The following is a 19,659-nucleotide window of genomic DNA, read 5'->3' as shown; positions in this document are numbered from 1 at the left end:
CGCGCTTCCGCCCTCAAGAGGCCAGCCAGAGGCCAAATGAAAAGGCGCCGGGATGACCGGCGCCTTTGTCTTGTGCGATCCGAGCGAGCCCTTACTGGGCCGGCTTCTGCCCGTTGGCCGGGGCGGCGCCATTGGCGCCGGCGGCACCCTGCTGCTGCTCGAGGCGCTTGCGCAGCTCCTCGGAGCGCTTCTGCAGCTCTTCCTGCAGCTTGCGCTGCTGCTCTTCGAGCACCTTCGGGTCGATCGGCGCGCCGTCATAGGCCTTGGTGAAGCCGGCGAGCGGGATGGCGAAGGTCACCTCGTTCGCCATCTGGTTCTGCACGCTGACGTTGAGGGTGTTGCCCTTCTTCATCTGGCCGATGAAGTCGTCCTTCACCTGCGCCTCGGCGAAGCAGCCGTTCGGGAAGCAGATGGCGTACTGGCCGGGGGTCGCCTGGTTCTGATCGACGGTGAAGCGCACGCCCGGGCGCAGGAGCAGGCCGAGCGGCATCAGGAAGCGCACGATGCGCGTCGGGTCGCCCTTGACCTCGTAGACCGCCACGGCCAGGACCGGCTGGCCCTGGTCGGACACGAAGTCACGCGTCGTGTAGCAGACTTCCTTGTTGGCGCCCTGGTCCTGACCGCAGACCTTGGTCCAGTCCGTCTGGGACGGCTCCGGCTTGACCTGCACGATCGCCGGCCCCTGCTGCTGCTGCTGTTGTTGTTGTTGCTGGGGCTGCTGCGGCGCCGGCTGCTGCTGCTGTGCATGGGCAAGACCCGGCAGAAGGCCAGTCGCTGCGGCTGCGACGACCGCAACCATCGCGAGCGGCGTGCGCTTCGCCGCGTTGTTCGTCATGAGGCCCATTAGAATTCCTCTTTCACGGTTCGACGGGCGCGGCGCCCGTTGGACTGGCTCGGTGGCGGAACGATCTCCGCTGCGGCCGGCGAAACGACCATCACGCGAGGAGACGCTGCATTCCGCGCCGAATGAGGCGATTGAATGACACGACTCGCGCACTCCTTTATCGTGTTCCGCCGCCGGGCGCCAGCGGGCTGGAAGGCGCTCTACGGCCCTGAAAGCGAGACACGACACCGGCCGGTGACCTTTCGTTGGCAACAATCGGCCAAGATGCGCATGATGGAGCGCTCGATTCGTAAAAGGGAAACAAGGCTGAGTGACGGCAACACGCAGTGAAGCGCAGGAGCGAGTGGCCGCCCTCGACGACGAGATCTGGGCGCGCCTCAGCCTGACCCGCCTCCTCACCGGCTCGGCCCGCCGCTCGCCGGAGCGGCCGGCATTCGCCTCCCTGCCCTCCTCGGAACCGGTTGCGAGCATCCTCGGCGAGGAGATGCGCCTTGCAGCGGCGGACCGGATGTCGGCGCGCCTTGCGGCCGTGCTCGGCAATGTGCGGCTCGACCCCAAGGCCGCCGTCGGCATCCTGATGCCCTCCGGCCCCGAGGCCTGCATCGCCATTCTCGCCACCATGCGCGCCGGCTTCTGCCCGACGCTGCTGCCGCTCGGCTGGGACGCGCCGGCCCTCGCCCAAGCCTGCGAGGCCTCGGGCGTCCAGGCGCTGCTCACCATCGGCCGGCTTGCGGGCATGCGGCCGGCCGACATGGCCCGGCACATCGCGGCGCGCTATTTCGGCCTGCGCTTCATCGCCGCCTTCGGCGACAAGGTGCCGGACGGCGTGGTCGCGCTCGACAAGGTGCTGGCCGAGACGGAGGACCCGGTGCCCGCCCCGGCCGCAGCTTCGCCCGGCGTCATCACCTTCAGCGGTCCGGACCGGCTCACGCCCCTGTTGCGCAGCGAGGCCTCGCTGGTCGCGAGCGCCCTGCCCTTCGTCCTGGCGGGAAAGCTGGGTGCGGGCCAGCAGATCATCTCGCTGCTGGCGCCGGACGATCTCGCCGGCCTCGCCTGCGGCCTCGCCGCCGCGCTCATCAGCGGCGCGCCGCTGACCATGCAGGCGCTGTTCGACAGCCGACCGCTCGCGGACCGGCTGGTCGGTGATCCGCAGGCGCTCCTCGTCGCGCCCGCCTGGCTGGAGCAGCCGCTGGCCGCAAGCGGCCTCTTGCGCGACCGGCGCCGGCGGGTCGCCTTCGTCCACCAGGTGCCGTTCCGCGCCGAGCCGTCCGATGCCGCCGGCGAAGCCCATATCGTCGACGTGCTCGACATCGGCGAGCTCGCGCTGCTATGCGCCGTGCGCAGCGGCAACGGCCAGCCGGCCCTCATGCTCGGCCCGCAGCCGGGCCCGATGATGAACGGCCAGCCGCTGCTCGATACCCGCCGCGGCGTCGGCGGCCATCTGGAGGTGCGCGGTGGCGCAACCGAAATCGCGCCTGTCGGCCGGTTCGAGAGGCCGGACGGCGCGGCCCTCGCCGATGGCTGGCGGCGCCTGCCCTACCGGGTCGACAGCCTCGACGCCCGCATTCTCGCGATATCCGAGGCAGCCGAGCCGCCGGCCGCCTGAAAGGACAAGCCATGGCCGAGCCCTCCGCCAGCCTCGTCATCGACGTCGTCTCCGACGTGGTCTGCCCGTGGTGCTTCATCGGCAAGCGGCGGCTCGCTGCCGCGCTCGCGCAGCGCCCGGATGTCGCGGTGACCGTCAACTGGCGCCCGTTCCAGCTCGACCCGACCATCCCCTCCGGCGGCATCGACCGGAAGGAGTACCTCAGGCGCAAGTTCGGCGACGATGAACGCATCGCCGCCCTGCATGACAACGTCCGCGCCGCCGCCGCGGACACGGGCATCGCCTTCCGTTTCGAGGCGATCGAGCGTTCGCCCAACACGCTCGATGCGCACCGGCTGATCCGCTGGGCCCAGCCGCTCGGCCGCCAGGACGCGGTCGTCGAACGCCTGTTCTCTGACTATTTCCTCGCCGGCCGTGACATCGGCGACCACGCCGTCCTCACGGAGGCCGCGGCGAGCGGCGGCCTCGATCCCGCGGACGTCCGGGCAAGGCTCGCGACGGAGGACGACAAGGACGCGGTGCGGGAGGAGATCGCGACCGCGGCGCGCCTGGGCATCTCCGGCGTGCCGTTCTTCATCTTCGACGGGCGCTACGGGGTCTCCGGCGCCCAGGCTCCGGAAACGCTCGTCGAGGTCATCGACAAGACCCTCGCGGGCTGAGCCGCGATGCCGCTCGTCCTCGCCTGCGACATCGGCGGCTCGCATTTCCGCCTCGCCCTCGTCGACGAAGCCGGCGCCATCCGGCACGACGTCACCCTCGCCTCGCCCGGCGAGCACGAGGACGGTGGCATTGCCCCCGACGCCTGGTGGGACCTTTTCGCCACGGCGGCCGAGCAGCTCGCGCGCGCGGCGCCGGAAGCCTTCGCCGGCGCGACGGCCGTCGCCGTGTGCGGCGTCACGCGCACGCAGGTCTTCCTCGATGCGGCCGGGGCGCCCGTCCACGCCGCCATCACGTGGCGGGATGCGCGCGCGGCCGAGATCGCGGAGGAGCTGCGCACGCGCCTCGATGCCGCCCATCCCGAGACCGCGCACGTCAACGCCTTCCACCCGCTCGCCCGCCTCGCCTGGCTGCAGCGCCACGCGCCGTCGGCCTACGGCCGGCTGGCGCGGGTGGTCGATCCGAAGGACTTCATCAACGCCCGCCTCACTGGTGTCGTGGCGAGCGATGCCATCTCCGCCGCGCGCCTGGCAGCCTGTGCGGCAAGCGCAGAGGCGGCGAGCCTGTTCGCGGGCGCCGGCATCAGCGATGCGGTCCTGCCGCCGCTCCTGCCGCCGGGTGCGACGGTCGGCACCATCCGCGAGGATGTGGGCGGGGCGCTCGCCCGGCTTGCGGGACGGCCCGTCGTCTGCGGCTCGCACGATACGTGGGCGGCGGTCGTCGGCCTCGGCGCCATGCGGCCGGGCTTTGCCTACAACATCTCCGGCACCACCGAGGTGCTCGGCCTGATGAGCCCGGCGGACCGGACGGCCGAGGGGCTCCTGACGATCGACTGGGGCGACGGCCTCAACCAGATCGGCGGCCCCGGCCAGAACGGCGCCGACACGGCGCGCTGGCTGGCGGAGCTGCTCGCCGGCTGGCGCGGCGAGGACGCCGACGTCCCCGCCATCTTCGAGGCGCTGCTTGCCCTGCCGCGGGATCGGGCGCCGGTGCTTTTCCTGCCCTTCCTGCAGGGCGAGCGAACGCCCTACTGGAACCCGGCCATGCGCGGCGCCTTCCTCGGCCTCAACCGCCGCCACGGGGCGGGCGACCTCGCCTGGGCGCTGATCGAGGGCATCGCTTTGCTCAACCGCGAGGTCCTGGCCCGTGCGGAGGCTGCGGCCGGCATCACCTGCAGCGAGATCCGCTTCGGCGGCGGCGCAGCGGCCAACCGGCTGTGGGCGCAGGTGAAGGCGGACGTCTGCGACCGGCCCGTGGTCGTCGGCGCGGCGGGCGAGCCCGGCCTCGTCGGCGCCGCCGCCCTCGCCCATGTCGCCGCCGGCACCTATCCCGATCTTTCCGCGGCACAGGCGGGCATGGCCCGGCCCGCCCACCGCCACCTGCCGCGCGGCGACCGGCGCCCGTTCTATGACGCGCTCCATGCGCAGTTCCGGCGCGCCGTCCCCATGCTGGCGCCGCTGACGACGGATCTCGCGCATCTCGAGACGCCGACGTAACGCCGGCCGGCCACACAATTCATGCGCGCGGCGCACACAATTCGTGCCCTTTCTGCTTGCGGGGCATCCCCAGTCTGCTAACGATGCCCGCTCCGCCAGCCTCAGCGCCCGCCGAGCCGCCGTCCGCAGAATGTCTCCCGCCTTCGCGCCCCTTCCCCGCCGCCGCCTTGCCGGCATCGCCCGCGCGATCGACCGCTGATGCGCTCCTTCCTCGAAACCTACGGCACCGCTGTCGCCGGGCTCGCCCTCGCGCTGTTCTTCGTCGCCTTTGCGCCGAATTTCGCGGCGCCGACCAACCTTCTCAACGTGCTCAAGGAGACGAGCTTCCTCGCCATCCTCGCCATCGGCTTCACGCTGGCGCTGATCACGTCGGAGCTCGACCTGTCGGTGGCGGAGGTGGCGAGCCTCGCCGCGGTGGTGACGGGGGCGCTGATCCAGGCGGGCCAGTCCCCGCTCCTCGCCGTCGCGGCCGGCCTTCTCGTCGCCTTCGGTGCCGGCCTCTTCAACGGTATCGCCGTCACGCGGCTCAAGGTGCCCTCGCTCATCGCCACGCTCGGCACCGCGGCGATCGCCAAGGGCTTCGCCTTCATGATCACCCAGGGCGTCGCCTTCGTCGGGCGCTGGCCGTCGGAGTTCACGGGCATCGCGCGCGGCAGCATGCTCGGCGTCCCCCACCTCGTGATCTGGCTCGCCCTCGTCGTCGGCGGGGCGCTGTTCCTCGTCAAATGCACCCGCACGGGCGTGCACATGACGGCGACGGGCGAGGCGGACGAGGCGGCCCGGCTCGCCGGCATCGCGACCGGGCGCATGAAGCGCCTCGGCCTCGCCCTCTCGGGCCTTCTCGCCGGCGTCACCGCCGTGCTCCTCACGGCGAGCCTGTCCTCGGCCGCGCCGAACATGGCGGGTGATTATTTCCTCTATGCCATCGCCGCGGTGCTCCTCGGCATGACCATGTTCGAGCCGGGCCGAGCCAACGTGCCGGGCACGCTCGTGGCCGCGCTCACCCTCAAGGTGCTGGGCAACGGGCTCGTGCTGATGGGCGCCGCCTATTACGTGCAGGACATCGTGCTCGGGCTCATCATCATCGTTTCCGTTGCACTGTCTGCCACGGCGCTGAAGAAAGCTGCGTTTAAGCTGTAGGGAGTTTGCGCCAAGATCAACTGATCGAGGATCGATCGGGGCTGGGGAGAGGAACCATGAAGAAGACGTCTCTCATCGCCGCCGCAGCCGGGGCGCTGCTGGCACTGTCCGCCAATGCCGCCATGGCTTTCGAGCTCGGCATCGTCGCCTTCCAGATGTCGTCGGAGACGCATGCGCGCGTCGCCAACGCCGCGGCGGAGGCCGCCAAGGCGAAGGGCTGGAACGTCACCCTGCTCAATTCCGAAGGCGCGCTGCCGAAACATGCCGAGCAGCTCGATGCACTGATCGCGCGGAAGGTCGACGCCATCGTCATCGCCATGGGCAAGCCCGTGGAGGCGGACGCTCAGCTCGAAGCTGCCAGCAAGGCGGGCGTGCCCGTCATCACCGTCATGGCCGGCACGAGCCCGCACACGCTGATGGACGTGCAGGTGAACGAATACAAGGTGGGTGCCGACGCGGCGCTCTACCTGCTCGGCCAGCTCGGCTACCGCGGCAACGTCCTCACCCAGCGCTTCGAGGGCAATGTCGGCACGCGCATCCGCGGCAAGGTGCTCGACGTCGTCCTGTCCGAGAACACGGCCGTCAAGGAGATCGGCAAGCACAGCATGGCGCGCACGCAGAGCTGGCGCGACGACGTGCGCAACGGCATGCAGGCGCTGCTGCTCAAGAACCAGGGCCAGATCAACGGCATCTGGGCCTCCTTCGACGGACAGGCCTACATCATCGACGACCTGATGCAGGCCCAGGGCCTCAAGAAGGGCGACATCGTGCTCGTCTCCATCGACGGCGGCCCCGAGACCTACCGCCGCATCGCCGATCCGGAGAGCATGCTGATGGCGACCGTCGCCATCCCCTTCGAGGGCATGGGCCGCTCCGCCGTCGAGGCGATCGACACCATCGTCGTCAAGAAGCAGCCGAAGGACACGGTGACGGCGGGCCCCTATCTCTTCACCGACGCGACGCTCGTGGACGCCACGAACGTCAAGGAATTCATCAAGTAAGTCCGCAAGCTGACCCGCGCGGCCGCAACCGCCGGCCGCGCCCAACCCCAACGGCGAGAACCATGGCGCCCGTCCTTTCCCTGCGCGGCATCGAGAAGTCCTACGGCGCGGTCGCCGCGCTCAAGGGCATCGACCTCGACATCGGACGGGGCGAAGTGCTCGCCATCTGCGGCGACAACGGTGCCGGCAAGTCCTCGCTGGTGCGCATCATCTCCGGCGCGCAGGAGCCTTCCGCCGGCGCCATCACGCTCGACGGCAAGACGGTCAGCTTCCGCTCGCCGCAGGATGCGCTGGCGAAGGGCATCGCCACGATCTACCAGGACCTCGCCCTCGCCCCGCGCCTGTCGATCGTCCAGAACGTCTTCATGGGGGCGGAACTGACGCGCCCGCTGCTGCCCTTCGTCCACATCCTGGACAAGCGGCGCATGGAGGACCTGGCCAAGGGCTATCTCGGCCGCCTTTCGGTCGCGGTCGACGACATGCACCGGCCGGTCGAGCGCCTGTCCGGCGGCCAGCGCCAGGCGGTCGCCATCTCGCGCGCCCTGCACTGGGATGCGCAGGTCGTCATCATGGACGAGCCGACGGCGGCGCTCGGCGTGAAGGAAACGGCGCTGGTGCTCGACCTCATCCGCAAGCTCAACGCCGAAGGCCGCACCGTCGTGCTCATCAGCCACAACATGGCCGACGTCACCGCGGTGGCGACGCGCGTCGCCATCCTCAAGAGCGGCCGCAAGGTCATCGACCGGCCCGTTGCCGGCCTCGACGCCGACGGCCTCGCCCATATGGTCATGACCGGCAAGGAAAGCTGATATATCGATCCCACGCGATCATGCATTCTTTGAGGTATTTTTGGCCGCAATCCAGCACAGACTGACGCGCCGGCGCCAATCCTGAATGTTATCTGAACGACCATTGACAGCTTTTCGACAGCTGAATGGTGACTATATGCAAACTAACGAATCCAGTACAGTTGCAGAGGCTGATTCCAGCCTTTCATGTTTGGCACATCGCGCCGTTTCGGAGATGATCTATCAACACCGGCTCAAGGGTGGTGAGATCATCGTCGAGGCGCGCATCGCCGACATGCTCGGCATTTCGCGCACGCCGCTCCGGGAAGCGTTGCAGCGCCTCGAGGGCGAGGGCCTGGTCGCCAAGGCTTCGAACCGTTCCTTCGTGGTTCGCCAGGTGGACCTCATCGAATACCTCCAGAGCCTGAAGGTGCTCGAGTTCCTGGAGCCGGAGGCGGCCACCCTGGCCATCGGGCGCGTGCATCAGTCGGCGCTCTGCTGCGTGCGCGCCGAGATCGAAAGCGCCAGGGCGGAGCGCAAGGTTCCGCCGGAGACCGTCCTGCAGATCGAGGAGGCCGTGCAGGGCCTCTATACGGATCATTGCGGCAACAGCGCCCTGCGGCAGACCATCCGCTCGCTGCGCATCGCCACGCGCCTGTTCGGCGAGATGCGCTGGAGCGGCCGGCGCGAGAAATCCTTTGGCGACCATCTCGCCATCGTCGACGCACTCGAAGCCGAGGATGTCAAACGCGCGCGCCGCGCGGTCCAGCAGCATCTCAAGGCCCTGCACCGGCACGGCCTGTCGCTGATGAGCTGACGGCGGCGAAAAGCTGCAGGTGGCGCAGCGCCCGAGCGGCGGGCGGCGCCCTCAGCGCAGCCAGGCGCGCAGCCTCGCCACCGTCTGGCGGCAATCCTCCATCGAGCCGGCAAAGGAGAAGCGAACGAACCGCGCGCCCCTGTCCGGGTCGAAATCGAGGCCCGGCGTCGCCGCGACGCCCGTCTCCTCCAGCATGCGGCGGCAGAAGGCGAGCGAATCGTTCGTGAAGCGTGCGACGTCGCGGTAGATGTAGAACGCCCCGTCGACGGGCGGCCCCTCGCCGAGGCCGATTGCCGCCAGCTCCTCGAGCAGGAAGGCGCGATTGGCCGCATAGCCGGCCTTGATCGCCTCGAGTTCCTCGACGGCGTCGAAGGCCGCCTCGGCCGCCACCTGGCTGAGATAGGGCGGCGAGATGTAGAGGTTCTGCGCCAGCGTCTCGACCGGGCGCACGAGGGCATGGGGCACCACGAGCCAGCCGATGCGCCAGCCCGTCATGCAGTAATATTTGGAGAACGAGTTGACGATCAGGGCGTCGTCATGGACGGCGAGCGCCGTCTCGGCCGGCGCGTCGTAGGTCAGCCCGTGATAGATCTCGTCGGAGATGAACCAGATGCCGGAGCGTCGGCAGGTGTCGGCGAGGCGGGCGAGCGCCTCGCGCCCCATCATGGTGCCGGAGGGATTGGCCGGGCTCATCACCAGCACGCCGGCGAGCGGCGCCTCCCGGTGCGCCCGCTCCACCGCCTCGGCCGTCATCACCCAGCCGCTTGCGGCATCGACGGCGATGTCGACGGGCTCGATGCCGAGCGCCGCGAAGATGTTGCGATAGGCCGGATAGCCGGGCGCCGTGATGGCGACGCGCGCGCCCGGCTCGAACAGGGCGAGGAAGGCGAGCACGAAGCCCGCCGAGGAACCGGTCGTGGCGACGACGCGCTCCGGAGCGACATCAACGCCATAGGCGTCACGATAGTGCCGCGCGATGCGCTCGCGCAGCGACGGCAGGCCGAGCGCCTCCGTGTAGCCGATCTGCCCGATGTCGAGCGCCGCGCGCGCGGCCTCCCGCACCCGGCGCGGCGCCGGCGCCGACGGCTGCCCGACCTCCATGTGCACCACGTCCCCGCCTGCGCGCTCCTTCGTCCTGGCGGCGGCGAGCACGTCCATGGCGAGGAACGACGACACGCGACTGAGACGGGCGGGCAAGGAAGGGAGCGGCATGGACAGGTTCTCGGATCAGGTCTCGCCGATTACTCGGCCCTTGGGCGGCTTAGCCGTCCATCGCGCCGATGGCAACGCCGCGGGCGCGAATCAAGGCGCTCGCCGACGGAGGCTCGCCTGCGGCCGTTTGCCCCCCGCGGTCCGGATGCCCCAGAAATGACGAGGTGTTGGCGCAGTGACGCGCTGGTGAATTGATCTTGGCGTCCTTCCGTGCTCCCTGAGCCGGAAAGCTGCGCCTACCCCGTTTCAGGAACCCGACATGATCGCTCTTCGCTCGTTCGCTCCCGTCCTCTTCGCCTGCGGGCTCGCCACCGGCCTCACGGCCTTCGGCGCCTCGGCGCAGACGGACAACATCTCCACGCAGGACCGGGCGGGCATCGAGAAGATCATCCGCGAATATCTCATCCAGAACCCGGAGGTGCTGCAGGAGGCGCTGGTCGAGCTCGAGCGGCGGCAGCAGCAGGCGCAGGAGGATGCCCAGAAGCAGGCACTCGCCAGCCATTCCGAGGCGCTGACGCAGTCGCCGCACGGCATCGTCGTCGGCAATCCCGAGGGCGACGTCACGCTTGTCGAGTTCTTCGACTACAACTGCGGCTACTGCAAGCGCGCCGTCGGGGATGTCATGGCTTTGACGAAGGCCGACCCGAAGCTGCGCGTCGTGCTGCGTGACCTGCCGATCCTCGGGCCCGATTCGGTCGATGCGTCCGTCGTCGCCCTCGCCGTCCGGGAGCAGCTCGACGGCGAGAAGTACTTCGAGTTCCACACCCGCCTCATGAACTCGCGCGGCCGGGTCGGCAAGGACCGGGCGATGGCCGTCGCCAAGGAGATGGGGCTCGACCTCGCACGCCTGCAGAAGGACCTGGAATCGCCCAAGATCCGCGAGGCGCTGTCCGAGACGCTGGAGCTCGGCGACAAGCTGTCCCTGACCGGCACCCCGGCCTTCGTCATCGGCGACGCGATCATCCCCGGCGCGGTCGGTGCCGAACCCATCAAGCAGCGCATCGCCGCCATGCGCAGCTGCGGCAAGAGCGAGTGCTGAGCACGGCATCGCAAAGCAGCGGGTGCAGCAAGGCGGCTTTCGCGCGCAAAGTCTTTCTTTCCCACGCGCTTCGCGCTAAGAGGGCCGGGTTCGCGCGCCGTCCCGGCCGCGCCGTCCGCCACGGCATAGAGAGCCCATGGTCGCCGTTCACATCATCAACGGTCCCAATCTCAACCTCCTCGGTGTTCGCGAGCCGCAGACCTACGGCTCCCTGACGCTGGCCGCGATCGAGCAGCGCCTCGTCGAGCTCGGCGCGCGCCTCGACGCCGAGGTCACCTGCAGGCAGTCGAACGTGGAGGGTGAGCTCGTCGGCTTCATCCACGAGGCGGGCCTTGCCGGCGCCGGCATCATCCTCAATGCCGCGGCCTACACCCACACCTCCATTGCCCTGCGCGATGCCATCAAGGCCGTCGATGCGGTGGCGATCGAGGTCCACCTGTCGAACGTGCACGCCCGAGAGGCCTTTCGACATCACTCCACCATCGCGCCCGTCTGCGCCGGCGTCATCTGCGGCTTCGGCCCGGTGAGCTACGAGCTCGCCCTCGACGCCATCGTGCGCATCCTGCGGCAGCGCCACGGTGCCGATGGCAACTGATCGAACGGACATTCAGACGATGGCCACCGCAAAACAGAACCCGATCGACCCGAGCCTCGTGCGCGAGCTCGCGCAGCTGATCGCCGACACCGATCTTTCCGAGATCGAGGTGGAAAAGGGCGACCTGCGCATCCGCGTCGCGCGCCACCTGACGGCCCATGTGTCGGTTCCCGTGGCCGCCCCCGTCGTCGCATCCAATCCCGCCCCCTCTCCTGCGCCTGTCGCAGCCGCGGTGGCGGCGCCCGCCGGCAAGCCCGGCGCCGACCACCCCGGCGCCGTCACCTCGCCGATGGTCGGCACCGCCTATCGCCGCCCCTCGCCGGAGGCCAAGCCCTTCGTGGAGGTGGGCGCGCGCGTCGAGGCCGGCGACAAGCTGCTCCTCGTCGAGGCCATGAAGACCTTCAACGACATCCTGGCGCCACGCTCCGGCACGGTCACGGCGATCCTGGTCGAGGACGGGCAGCCGGTGGAGTATGGCGAGCCGCTCCTCGTCATCGAGTAAGGCTCCCCGCATGTTCGACAAGGTCCTCATCGCCAATCGCGGCGAAATCGCCCTGCGCATCCTTCGGGCCTGCAAGGAGCTCGGCATCGCCACCGTCGCCGTGCATTCGACGGCCGATGCCGACGCCATGCACGTGCGCCTCGCTGACGAGAGCGTGTGCATCGGCCCGCCCACGGCCCGCGACAGCTATCTCAACATGCCGGCGCTCATCTCCGCCTGCGAGATTACGGGCGCCGACGCGGTCCATCCCGGCTACGGCTTTCTCTCTGAGAACGCCCGCTTCGCCGAGATGCTGAACGACCACAACATCACCTTCATCGGCCCCAAGGCCGAGCACATCCGGCTGATGGGCGACAAGATCGAGGCCAAGCGCACGGCAAAGCGCCTCGGCATCCCCTGCGTACCGGGCTCGGAGGGTGGCATCAACGATGACGACGAGGCCCGGCGCGTCGCGGCCGAGATCGGCTTTCCCGTCCTCATCAAGGCGGCGGCCGGCGGCGGCGGGCGCGGCATGAAGGTGGCGCGCAACGCCGACGAGCTGCCGCATGCCCTGCAGACGGCGCGCACGGAGGCGAAGGCCGCCTTCGGCGACGATGCCGTCTATATCGAGAAATATCTCGAGAAGCCGCGGCACATCGAGCTGCAGGTGCTCGGCGACGGCCAGGGCGGCGCCATTCACCTCGGCGAGCGCGACTGCTCGCTGCAGCGCCGACACCAGAAGGTGTGGGAGGAAGGCCCCTCGCCCGCCCTCAACCGCGCCGAGCGCGATCGCATCGGTGCCATCGTGGCCGATGCGATGAAGGGGCTCGGCTATCTCGGAGCGGGCACGGTCGAGTTCCTCTACGAGAACGGCGAATTCTACTTCATCGAGATGAACACCCGCATCCAGGTGGAGCATCCGGTGACGGAGATGATCACCGGCATCGACCTCGTGATCGAGCAGATCCGCATCGCCGCCGGCCATCCCCTGTCGATCCGCCAGGAGGATGTGCAGATCGAGGGCCACGCCATCGAGTGCCGCATCAATGCGGAGCATCCGGCGACCTTCCGCCCGTCGCCCGGCACGATCACCTACTACCACCCGCCCGGCGGTCTCGGCGTGCGCGTCGATTCGGCGGTCTACCAAGGCTACCGCATCCCGCCACACTACGATTCGCTCGTCGGCAAGCTCATCGTGCACGGCCGCTCGCGCAACGAATGCCTGATGCGCCTGCGCCGCGCGCTCGACGAGTTCGTCGTCGACGGCATCGACACGACGCTGCCGCTGTTCCGCACGCTGGTGCGCAACCAGGACATCCAGAACGGGCTTTACGACATCCACTGGCTCGAGGGCTTCCTGCGCAGCGGTGGACTCGATCTCGAAAGCTCTGCAGCAAAGGGCCAAGGTGGTTGACCGCCCCGGGCGTTCCCCGTATCTGAGGCGGACCAGAGCGAGCGCGTAGCTCAGCCGGTAGAGCAACTGACTTTTAATCAGTAGGTCCTGGGTTCGAGCCCCAGCGCGCTCACCACCGCCAAGTCCCTGACCGGCAAGGGATGACAGATGACATCAGGCGCAAGCATGCCGCCGGGCGGATCTGGCGGCGCGAAGGACGAGACGGTCGCGAGGCGCTTCAGCCTCACCTTCCTCCTCGCCGCGCTTGCGCTCGCTGCCCTCACCTATGGCGTCATCGCCGGCTTCGATCCCTACGGCGTCACGCGCGGCGCGGGCGGACCCGGCCCGCTGATGGACATCAACCAGCGCTACGTCTATCCGCAGATCGTGCGCAGCGGGCGCTATTCCTCTGCGGTCTTCGGCACGTCGACGGTGCGCCTCCTCGATCCGCAGCGCCTTGATGCGCTCCTCGGCGGGCGCTTCGCCAATCTTGCCATGAATGCCGCCACGCCGTGGGAGCAGATGCAGATCGCCGATCTCTTCCTGCGCCATGTGCCGGCGCCGGAGATGCTCGTCTTCGGCGTCGATGCGCCATGGTGCGACCGCGACGCCGACAGCGAAGCGAAGCGCCTGACGCCACGCCCCTTCCCGCCCTGGCTCTATGACGACGACCGGCTCAACGACTGGGCCTATCTTTTCAACTCCAAGAACCTCGAGATCGCCCTGCGCGTGGCGGCCTACCGGCTCGGCCTCATGGACGAGCGCATCCGCAGCGACGGCTACGAGGTCTTCGTGCCGCCGGAGGATAGCTACGACCTTTCTCGGGCGCGCATGCACATCTGGCAGGGGCATGCCCCCGAGGCGGTTACGCCCGTCGTGCCCGCCGAGACGGTGAGCGAGGCGGAACGCGAAAACTGGCGCTTTCCGGCCCTCGCGTGGCTCGATGCGATGCTCGCCCGCGCGCCGCAGGCGACGCGCAAGATGATCGTGCTGCCTCCGGTGCATATCGCGGCGCAGCCGCGGCCGGGCAGCAAGGCCGTGGCGGAGGACATGGCCTGCAAGGCGGCGCTCGCCGAGATCGCGCAGCGCCGCGGCGCGCTGCTGCTCGATTTCCGGCGCTCCTCCGCGGTGACACGCGAGGACAGCAACTATTGGGATCCGATGCACTACCGCATCGGCATCGCCCGGCGCATCGAGGAGACGATGGCGGCGGCGATGAGCGGGGCGACAGAGGCCGACGACGGCTTCTTCGTGACGCCAGCCTCGCCGGCCTGGTGAGGCGGCTCAGCCGCCGGCGGCGTCCCCGCCCTTCTCGCCGCGCGCCCAGCCCGCCTTCGTCTCGGCGATGAAGTCGTCGAGACGGTCGTCCGCGATGGCGCGGCGCAGGCCAGACATGAGGTCCTGGTAATAGGCGAGATTGTTCCACGTCAGCAGCATCATACCGAGGATCTCGCCCGCCTTGACGAGGTGGTGCAGATAGGCGCGGCTGTAGGTGTTCGACGCCGGGCACTTGGAATCCGGGTCGAGCGGCCGCGAATCCTCGGCATGGCAGGCGTTGCGCAGGTTGATGCGGCCGAAGCGGGTATAGGCGAGGCCGTGCCGGCCGGCCCGCGTGGGCATGACGCAGTCGAACATGTCGATGCCGCGGCGCACGGCTTCGACGATGTCGTCCGGCGTGCCGACCCCCATGAGGTAGCGCGGCTTGCCGGCCGGCAGATGGGGCATCACGGTTTCGATCATGGCGAGCATGACGTGCTGCGGCTCGCCGACGGCAAGGCCGCCGATGGCGTAGCCGTCGAGCCCCATGTCGGCGAGCTCGCGCGCGCTCTCGATGCGCAGGCGCGGCACCTCACCGCCCTGCACGATGCCGAACAGCGCCCGCTCGGGCTGCGTGCCGAAGGCGACCTTGCAGCGCTCGGCCCAGCGCAGGGAGAGCTGCATCGCCTTCTCCGCCACCACCTCCTCACACGGCAGCTTCACGCATTCGTCGAGCTGCATCTGGATGTCGGAGCCGAGCAGACCCTGGATCTCGATGGAGCGCTCGGGCGTGAGGACATGCGTCGAGCCGTCGAGATGCGACTGGAAGGTGACGCCGTTCTCGTCGATCTTGCGCAGTTGCGCCAGCGACATGACCTGGAAGCCGCCGGAATCCGTGAGGATCGGATAGGGCCAGTTCATGAATTTGTGCAGGCCGCCGAGCGCGGCCACCCGCTCCGCCCCCGGGCGGAGCATGAGGTGGTAGGTGTTGCCGAGGACGACATCGGCCCCCAGCGCCTTCACCTGGTCGGGATACATGGCCTTGACGGTCGCCGCCGTGCCGACGGGCATGAAGGCCGGCGTGCGGATGACGCCCCGCGGCATGCGGATCTCGCCCGTACGGGCGGCGCCGCTCGTCTTGCCGGGGGTGAAGGTGAAGGAAACGGTCATGCTGGCGTCTCCGGCGCGCGGAAGAGCAGGCTGGCATCGCCGTAGGAATAGAAGCGATAGCCGGCCGCAATGGCGTGGGCATAGGCCGCCTTCATCGTCTCCATGCCGGCGAAGGCACAGACCAGCATGAAGAGCGTCGAGCGCGGCAGGTGGAAATTGGTCATCAACACGTCGACGGCGCGGAAGCGGTAGCCGGGCGTGATGAAGATCGCGGTGTCCCCGCTCCAGGCCTCGAAGGTGCCATCGGGGCGCACGGCGCTCTCGAGCAGGCGCAGGGCCGTCGTGCCGACGGCGACGATGCGCCGCCCCTCGGCACGCGCGGCGTTCAGCGCCGCGGCCGTCGCGGCATCGATGGTGCCCCATTCGGCGTGCATGCGATGATCGCGCGTATCCTCCGCCTTGACCGGCAGGAAGGTGCCGGCGCCGACGTGGAGCGTCACGAAGCGCCGCGCGATGCCGCGCGTATCGAGCGCGGAGAACAACGCGTCGGTGAAGTGAAGGCCCGCGGTCGGCGCGGCGACGGCGCCGTCGTGACGGGCGTAGATGGTCTGGTAGTCCCTGAGGTCTGCGGCATCGTCGGGCCGCTTCGAGGCGATGTAGGGCGGCAGCGGCATGTGGCCGAGGCGGGCGATCGCCTCGTCGAGCGCCGGCCCCGAGAAGGCGAAGCGCAGCAGCACCTCGCCGCCGTCGCTCTTCTCTTCCACCTCCGCGTCGAGGGCGGCGAGCAGGCAGGCCATGCTCTCGCTCTCCTCGCCGAAGCGGATGCGGTCGCCTACCTTGAGGCGCTTGCCGGGACGGGCGAAGGCGCGCCAGAGATCGGCGCCCTCACGCTTGTGGAGCGTCACCTCGACATGGGAGACGGCCTCCCCGCGCACGCGGATGCCGGCAAGCCGCGCCGGGATGACGCGGGTGTCGTTGAGGACAAGCACATCGCCCGGCGTCAGCAGGTCCGGCAGCTCGCGCACGATCCGATCCTCGAGCAGCCTGCCGCCGTCGGGACGCACCACGAGCATGCGCGCGCTGTCGCGCGGGCTCGCCGGCCGCAGGGCGATGCTCTCATCGGGCAGTTCGAAGTCGAACAGATCGACGCGCAACGGTTCTTCCTGGGTGAAACGAAGGTTCTTCGCGGCAGGACTTAAGCGGTAAGGAGCAGGCTTGCCAGTGCATCGTTGCACATGCGGAGACGGTCCTGCTCACCCAGCCCCGTCATGAAGGCCCCGTCATGCCCGCGCCTGTCGCGGGCATCCACGCTTCGAAGCCTCGCGCAGCTGACGACAAGGCGTGGATGGCCGGGACAAGCCCGGCCATGACGCGGCTCTTGCCTGGAGCCAAATGGCACGCCCTTTGGCTCCAGGCTTCGTGACGTCACGCCGCGTCGGCCGCGACGCGCATCGAGACGATGCTGTCGGGGTCGCGCACGGGCTCGCCGCGCTTCAGCTGGTCGACGTTCTCCATGCCTTCGACGACCTTGCCCCAGACGGTGTACTGCCGGTCGAGGAAGCGCGCGTCGTCGAAGCAGATGAAGAACTGCGAATTGGCCGAGTTGGGGTTCTGCGTGCGGGCCATCGAGCAGGTGCCGCGCACGTGCGGCTCCGCGTTGAACTCGGCCTTCAGGTCCGGCAGGTCGGAGCCGCCGGTGCCGGTGCCGTGCGGGCAGCCGACCTGGGCCATGAAGCCGTCGATGACCCGGTGGAAGACGATGCCGTCATAGAAGCCGGCCCGCGCCAGCTCCTTGATGCGCGCCACGTGGTTCGGCGCCAGGTCCGGCCGCAGCGCGATGACGACGCGGCCCTTCGTGGTCTCCATGACGATGGTGTTTTCGGGATCGGTCGTCATCTCTTGTCTCCTGGTTGAACGAGCCGTGGATCGCCTCGGTCCGGCGTTCGGGTCTTTATGGCGGTTTTACTTGGCGTCCGCGGCGACCTGCATGCGGACGATCTTGTCCGGGTTGTCGACCGTGCCGTTGCGGGCCTGGCTGCCCTTCTTGATCTTGTCGACCACCTCCATGCCCGAGACGACCTCGCCGAAGACGGTGTACTGGCCGTTGAGGAAGGACGCGTCGTCGAAGCAGATGAAGAACTGCGAGTTGGCGGAGTTGGGGTCCTGCGCCCGCGCCATGCCGAGCGTGCCGCGCTTGAAGGGCGCGTTGGAGAACTCGGCCGGCAGGTCCGGCAGCTGCGAACCGCCGGTGCCCGTGCCCGTCGGGTCGCCCGTCTGGGCCATGAAGCCGTCGATGACGCGGTGGAAGACGATGCCGTCATAGAAGCCGGCCCGCGTCAGCTTCTTGATCTGCTCGACATGCATCGGCGCGAGGTCCGGCCTGAGGCGGATGGTGACGCGCCCGTCCTTGGTGTCGAGATAGATCGTGTTCTCGGGGTCGAGCTTCGCCTGCGCCATGGCCGGCGTGACGAGCGCGGGCGCGACGATGAGGGACATGAACGCGGCAAGCGCGAGCAGCAAACGCGGCATGAGGCTCTCCTGATCCGGGCCGGCTCAGCCGCCGGCGAAACGTCGTTGAAGGCGGGCGGCCACCCGGTGGGGCACGAAGCGCGAGACATCGCCGCCCATGGCCGCGATCTGGCGCACGAGCGTGGCGGTGATGGGGCGCACGATGGGAGAAGCCGGCAGGAAGACGGTCTGCACGTCGGGCGCCAGGACCTCGTTCATGCCCGCCATCTGCATCTCGTAATCGAGATCCGTGCCGTCGCGCAGCCCGCGGATGAGCAGGCTCGCGCCGTTGCGGCGCGCCGCCTCCACCACGAGATCGGAGAAGGTGACGACGGCGAGCTCGGCCCCCTGCTCCTGCGCCAGCGGCCCGCACTCCTCCTCCAGCATCTCCGCCCGTTCCTCGGCGGCAAACAGCGGCGCCTTGCCCGGATGGATGCCGATGGCGATGACGAGCCTGTCGACGAGGCGGCAGGCGTTGCGCACGACATCGAGATGCCCGTTGGTGACGGGATCGAACGAGCCGGCATAGAGAGCGGTGCGAACGGACATGGAATCTCCCTGGCGGCGCCCTGCGCTGGATAAACCGGCCGGGCCCGTTATCCTAGCCCTTTCCTGCCGCGGGAGTCGCCCATGCCGGATATCGATGCCCTCCTCGCCCCCTTCCGCATCACCGACGGAAGCAAGTTCCGGCTGTCGAAATACGACCCGCACGACACCAACGGCTTCGACATCAGCAAGGCCGCGGCGAAGGAAAAGCTCGACGAGGGCATCTCCCACATGCGCGAGATGCAGGAAAAGCTCTTCGCCCAGAACGAATGGTCCATCCTCCTCATCTTCCAGGCGATGGACGCCGCCGGCAAGGACGGGGCGATCAAGCACGTGATGTCCGGCATCAATCCGCAGGGCTGCCAGGTGCATCCGTTCAAGGCCCCCTCCGAGGAGGAGCTCGACCACGATTTCCTGTGGCGCACCACCTGCCGGCTGCCGGAGCGCGGCCGCATCGGCATCTTCAACCGCTCGTACTACGAAGAGGTGCTGGTGGTGCGGGTGCACCCGGAGATCCTCGCCCGCCAGCGGCTGCCGAAGCACCTCGTCACGGAGGCGATCTGGGACCAGCGGCTGAAGGACATCCGCCTCTTCGAGGACTACCTGTCGCGCAACGGCACGAAGGTCCTGAAGTTCTTCCTCAACGTGTCGAAGGAGGAGCAGAAGAAGCGCCTCATCGCCCGCATCGACGACCCGTCGAAGAACTGGAAGTTCGACGCCAAGGACGTCGACGAACGCCAGCACTGGGACGCCTACATGCAGGCCTACGAGGCCGCCATCCGCGCCACGGCGACCGAGGCGGCGCCCTGGTACGTGGTGCCGGCGGACGACAAGTGGTTCACCCGCGTCACCGTCATGGCCGCCATCATCAGCGAGATGCGCAAGCTCGACCTCGGCTTCCCGCAGGTCTCGGCAGCGACCCGCGAGAAGCTCGCCGGCATCCGCAAGGATCTCGAAAACGATTGAGGTTCCCCTGCCTCGCGACCTGATGGAGAGGGCAAGCTGATCCGGCACCGGTCGGGCGCGCCCGCGCCTCACGGGCGCGCGTCCGAAGCGGTGCTGCCCCTACCGGCCGCACAGCCTGGCAGCCATCCGCAAGTCCAGACAGCGGGCAACATCGAATAGTCAGTTTTTACGCAAGCAAATGGTTCCCGGCTGATTTTTAAGCG

At 68.9% G+C, this 19,659-nt stretch carries 21 protein-coding genes and 1 tRNA gene; 15 read left to right on the top strand and 7 right to left on the bottom strand.

Going from position 1 to position 19,659, the window contains the following annotated elements:
- Window positions 1-91: 91 nt before the first annotated feature.
- Window positions 92-844: an invasion associated locus B family protein gene (locus GGR16_RS05400; protein ID WP_019402714.1), complete on the bottom strand. Its 753-nt coding sequence runs from the start codon at window positions 842-844 to the stop codon at window positions 92-94.
- A 135-nt stretch (window positions 845-979) separates the two neighbouring features.
- Between GGR16_RS05400 and GGR16_RS05395 the strand changes: the two genes are divergently transcribed.
- The 8 genes from GGR16_RS05395 (at window position 980) to GGR16_RS05360 (ending at window position 8,349) form a co-directional block, all read left to right on the top strand.
- Window positions 980-1,174, top strand: a complete 195-nt coding sequence (locus GGR16_RS05395) for a hypothetical protein (protein WP_156332797.1) — start codon at window positions 980-982, stop codon at window positions 1,172-1,174.
- A 13-nt stretch (window positions 1,175-1,187) separates the two neighbouring features.
- A complete protein-coding gene (locus GGR16_RS05390; protein ID WP_019402713.1) occupies window positions 1,188-2,450 on the top strand; it encodes an AMP-binding protein in 1,263 nt (420 codons plus the stop codon).
- A gap of 11 nt (window positions 2,451-2,461) precedes the next feature.
- Window positions 2,462-3,109 (top strand): DsbA family oxidoreductase, encoded by a 648-nt coding sequence (locus GGR16_RS05385; protein WP_183315918.1) that lies wholly within the window; start codon window positions 2,462-2,464, stop codon window positions 3,107-3,109.
- A gap of 6 nt (window positions 3,110-3,115) precedes the next feature.
- Window positions 3,116-4,603 carry a xylulokinase gene (locus GGR16_RS05380; protein WP_183315917.1) on the top strand — a complete coding sequence of 496 codons (1,488 nt, stop codon included), beginning with the start codon at window positions 3,116-3,118 and terminating at the stop codon, window positions 4,601-4,603.
- 198 nt (window positions 4,604-4,801) lie between these two features.
- Entirely contained in the window at window positions 4,802-5,743 is a 942-nt protein-coding gene (locus tag GGR16_RS05375; protein WP_183315916.1) for an ABC transporter permease, read from the top strand.
- Window positions 5,744-5,799: 56 nt separating this feature from the next.
- Window positions 5,800-6,744, top strand: coding sequence for a sugar ABC transporter substrate-binding protein (locus GGR16_RS05370; protein WP_183315915.1), 945 nt, complete (start codon window positions 5,800-5,802; stop codon window positions 6,742-6,744).
- A gap of 62 nt (window positions 6,745-6,806) precedes the next feature.
- The gene (locus GGR16_RS05365; protein ID WP_019402708.1) at window positions 6,807-7,553 is read left to right on the top strand and encodes an ATP-binding cassette domain-containing protein; all 747 of its coding nucleotides are present in this window, start codon (window positions 6,807-6,809) and stop codon (window positions 7,551-7,553) included.
- A 214-nt stretch (window positions 7,554-7,767) separates the two neighbouring features.
- Window positions 7,768-8,349, top strand: a complete 582-nt coding sequence (locus GGR16_RS05360; RefSeq protein WP_246372827.1) for a GntR family transcriptional regulator — start codon at window positions 7,768-7,770, stop codon at window positions 8,347-8,349.
- Between the two features lie 51 nt (window positions 8,350-8,400).
- Here the strand turns inward: GGR16_RS05360 and GGR16_RS05355 are convergent, their stop codons facing one another.
- Entirely contained in the window at window positions 8,401-9,561 is a 1,161-nt protein-coding gene (locus GGR16_RS05355) for a pyridoxal phosphate-dependent aminotransferase (RefSeq protein WP_183315914.1), read from the bottom strand.
- A 259-nt stretch (window positions 9,562-9,820) separates the two neighbouring features.
- Between GGR16_RS05355 and GGR16_RS05350 the strand changes: the two genes are divergently transcribed.
- The 6 genes from GGR16_RS05350 (at window position 9,821) to GGR16_RS05325 (ending at window position 14,347) form a co-directional block, all read left to right on the top strand.
- Entirely contained in the window at window positions 9,821-10,600 is a 780-nt protein-coding gene (locus tag GGR16_RS05350) for a DsbA family protein (protein WP_019402704.1), read from the top strand.
- Window positions 10,601-10,736: 136 nt separating this feature from the next.
- Window positions 10,737-11,195: a type II 3-dehydroquinate dehydratase gene (gene aroQ, locus GGR16_RS05345; RefSeq protein WP_019402703.1), complete on the top strand. Its 459-nt coding sequence runs from the start codon at window positions 10,737-10,739 to the stop codon at window positions 11,193-11,195.
- Between the two features lie 19 nt (window positions 11,196-11,214).
- A complete protein-coding gene (gene accB / locus GGR16_RS05340) occupies window positions 11,215-11,697 on the top strand; it encodes an acetyl-CoA carboxylase biotin carboxyl carrier protein (RefSeq protein ID WP_019402702.1) in 483 nt (160 codons plus the stop codon).
- Between the two features lie 10 nt (window positions 11,698-11,707).
- Window positions 11,708-13,090, top strand: a complete 1,383-nt coding sequence (gene accC / locus GGR16_RS05335) for an acetyl-CoA carboxylase biotin carboxylase subunit (protein ID WP_183315913.1) — start codon at window positions 11,708-11,710, stop codon at window positions 13,088-13,090.
- A gap of 39 nt (window positions 13,091-13,129) precedes the next feature.
- Window positions 13,130-13,205: transfer RNA gene (locus tag GGR16_RS05330), tRNA-Lys, on the top strand.
- Between the two features lie 32 nt (window positions 13,206-13,237).
- On the top strand, window positions 13,238-14,347 hold the full coding sequence (locus GGR16_RS05325; protein WP_183315912.1) for a hypothetical protein: 1,110 nt from the start codon (window positions 13,238-13,240) through the stop codon (window positions 14,345-14,347).
- Between the two features lie 6 nt (window positions 14,348-14,353).
- Here GGR16_RS05325 and tgt read toward each other — a convergent pair whose 3' ends face one another.
- From tgt to coaD, 5 genes are all read right to left on the bottom strand, one after another.
- Complete coding sequence (gene tgt / locus GGR16_RS05320; RefSeq protein WP_183315911.1) at window positions 14,354-15,496, bottom strand: tRNA guanosine(34) transglycosylase Tgt; 1,143 nt, start codon at window positions 15,494-15,496, stop codon at window positions 14,354-14,356.
- Entirely contained in the window at window positions 15,493-16,590 is a 1,098-nt protein-coding gene (gene queA, locus GGR16_RS05315; RefSeq protein WP_183315910.1) for a tRNA preQ1(34) S-adenosylmethionine ribosyltransferase-isomerase QueA, read from the bottom strand. Before queA ends, tgt begins: the two co-directional genes overlap by 4 nt.
- A gap of 271 nt (window positions 16,591-16,861) precedes the next feature.
- Window positions 16,862-17,332: a peptidylprolyl isomerase gene (locus GGR16_RS05310; protein ID WP_019402697.1), complete on the bottom strand. Its 471-nt coding sequence runs from the start codon at window positions 17,330-17,332 to the stop codon at window positions 16,862-16,864.
- A 66-nt stretch (window positions 17,333-17,398) separates the two neighbouring features.
- Window positions 17,399-17,965 carry a peptidylprolyl isomerase gene (locus GGR16_RS05305; protein ID WP_019402696.1) on the bottom strand — a complete coding sequence of 189 codons (567 nt, stop codon included), beginning with the start codon at window positions 17,963-17,965 and terminating at the stop codon, window positions 17,399-17,401.
- Between the two features lie 24 nt (window positions 17,966-17,989).
- Complete coding sequence (gene coaD, locus GGR16_RS05300; RefSeq protein ID WP_019402695.1) at window positions 17,990-18,493, bottom strand: pantetheine-phosphate adenylyltransferase; 504 nt, start codon at window positions 18,491-18,493, stop codon at window positions 17,990-17,992.
- 81 nt (window positions 18,494-18,574) lie between these two features.
- Between coaD and GGR16_RS05295 the strand changes: the two genes are divergently transcribed.
- Window positions 18,575-19,456, top strand: coding sequence for a polyphosphate kinase 2 family protein (locus tag GGR16_RS05295; RefSeq protein ID WP_183315909.1), 882 nt, complete (start codon window positions 18,575-18,577; stop codon window positions 19,454-19,456).
- Window positions 19,457-19,659: the final 203 nt, after the last annotated feature.

The organism is Chelatococcus caeni, from assembly GCF_014196925.1.
GTDB lineage: Bacteria > Pseudomonadota > Alphaproteobacteria > Rhizobiales > Beijerinckiaceae > Chelatococcus_A > Chelatococcus_A caeni.
Note: the sequence above shows the minus strand (reverse complement) of the source record. Positions and strands in the feature narration are given on the sequence as shown.

Bases quoted from the DNA above. Each gene is read 5' to 3' on its own strand.
- aroQ (WP_019402703.1), top strand. From the start codon at position 10,737: ATGGTCGCCGTTCACATCATCAACGGTCCCAATCTCAACCTCCTCGGT.
- GGR16_RS05325 (WP_183315912.1), top strand. From the start codon at position 13,238: ATGACATCAGGCGCAAGCATGCCGCCGGGCGGATCTGGCGGCGCGAAG.
- GGR16_RS05350 (WP_019402704.1), top strand. From the start codon at position 9,821: ATGATCGCTCTTCGCTCGTTCGCTCCCGTCCTCTTCGCCTGCGGGCTC.
- GGR16_RS05395 (WP_156332797.1), top strand. From the start codon at position 980: ATGACACGACTCGCGCACTCCTTTATCGTGTTCCGCCGCCGGGCGCCA.
- GGR16_RS05400 (WP_019402714.1), bottom strand. From the start codon at position 844: ATGGGCCTCATGACGAACAACGCGGCGAAGCGCACGCCGCTCGCGATG.
- accB (WP_019402702.1), top strand. From the start codon at position 11,215: ATGGCCACCGCAAAACAGAACCCGATCGACCCGAGCCTCGTGCGCGAG.
- GGR16_RS05295 (WP_183315909.1), top strand. From the start codon at position 18,575: ATGCCGGATATCGATGCCCTCCTCGCCCCCTTCCGCATCACCGACGGA.
- GGR16_RS05385 (WP_183315918.1), top strand. From the start codon at position 2,462: ATGGCCGAGCCCTCCGCCAGCCTCGTCATCGACGTCGTCTCCGACGTG.
- GGR16_RS05355 (WP_183315914.1), bottom strand. From the start codon at position 9,561: ATGCCGCTCCCTTCCTTGCCCGCCCGTCTCAGTCGCGTGTCGTCGTTC.
- accC (WP_183315913.1), top strand. From the start codon at position 11,708: ATGTTCGACAAGGTCCTCATCGCCAATCGCGGCGAAATCGCCCTGCGC.
- GGR16_RS05380 (WP_183315917.1), top strand. From the start codon at position 3,116: ATGCCGCTCGTCCTCGCCTGCGACATCGGCGGCTCGCATTTCCGCCTC.
- GGR16_RS05360 (WP_246372827.1), top strand. From the start codon at position 7,768: ATGATCTATCAACACCGGCTCAAGGGTGGTGAGATCATCGTCGAGGCG.
- GGR16_RS05365 (WP_019402708.1), top strand. From the start codon at position 6,807: ATGGCGCCCGTCCTTTCCCTGCGCGGCATCGAGAAGTCCTACGGCGCG.
- GGR16_RS05375 (WP_183315916.1), top strand. From the start codon at position 4,802: ATGCGCTCCTTCCTCGAAACCTACGGCACCGCTGTCGCCGGGCTCGCC.
- GGR16_RS05305 (WP_019402696.1), bottom strand. From the start codon at position 17,965: ATGCCGCGTTTGCTGCTCGCGCTTGCCGCGTTCATGTCCCTCATCGTC.
- GGR16_RS05310 (WP_019402697.1), bottom strand. From the start codon at position 17,332: ATGACGACCGATCCCGAAAACACCATCGTCATGGAGACCACGAAGGGC.
- tgt (WP_183315911.1), bottom strand. From the start codon at position 15,496: ATGACCGTTTCCTTCACCTTCACCCCCGGCAAGACGAGCGGCGCCGCC.
- GGR16_RS05370 (WP_183315915.1), top strand. From the start codon at position 5,800: ATGAAGAAGACGTCTCTCATCGCCGCCGCAGCCGGGGCGCTGCTGGCA.
- coaD (WP_019402695.1), bottom strand. From the start codon at position 18,493: ATGTCCGTTCGCACCGCTCTCTATGCCGGCTCGTTCGATCCCGTCACC.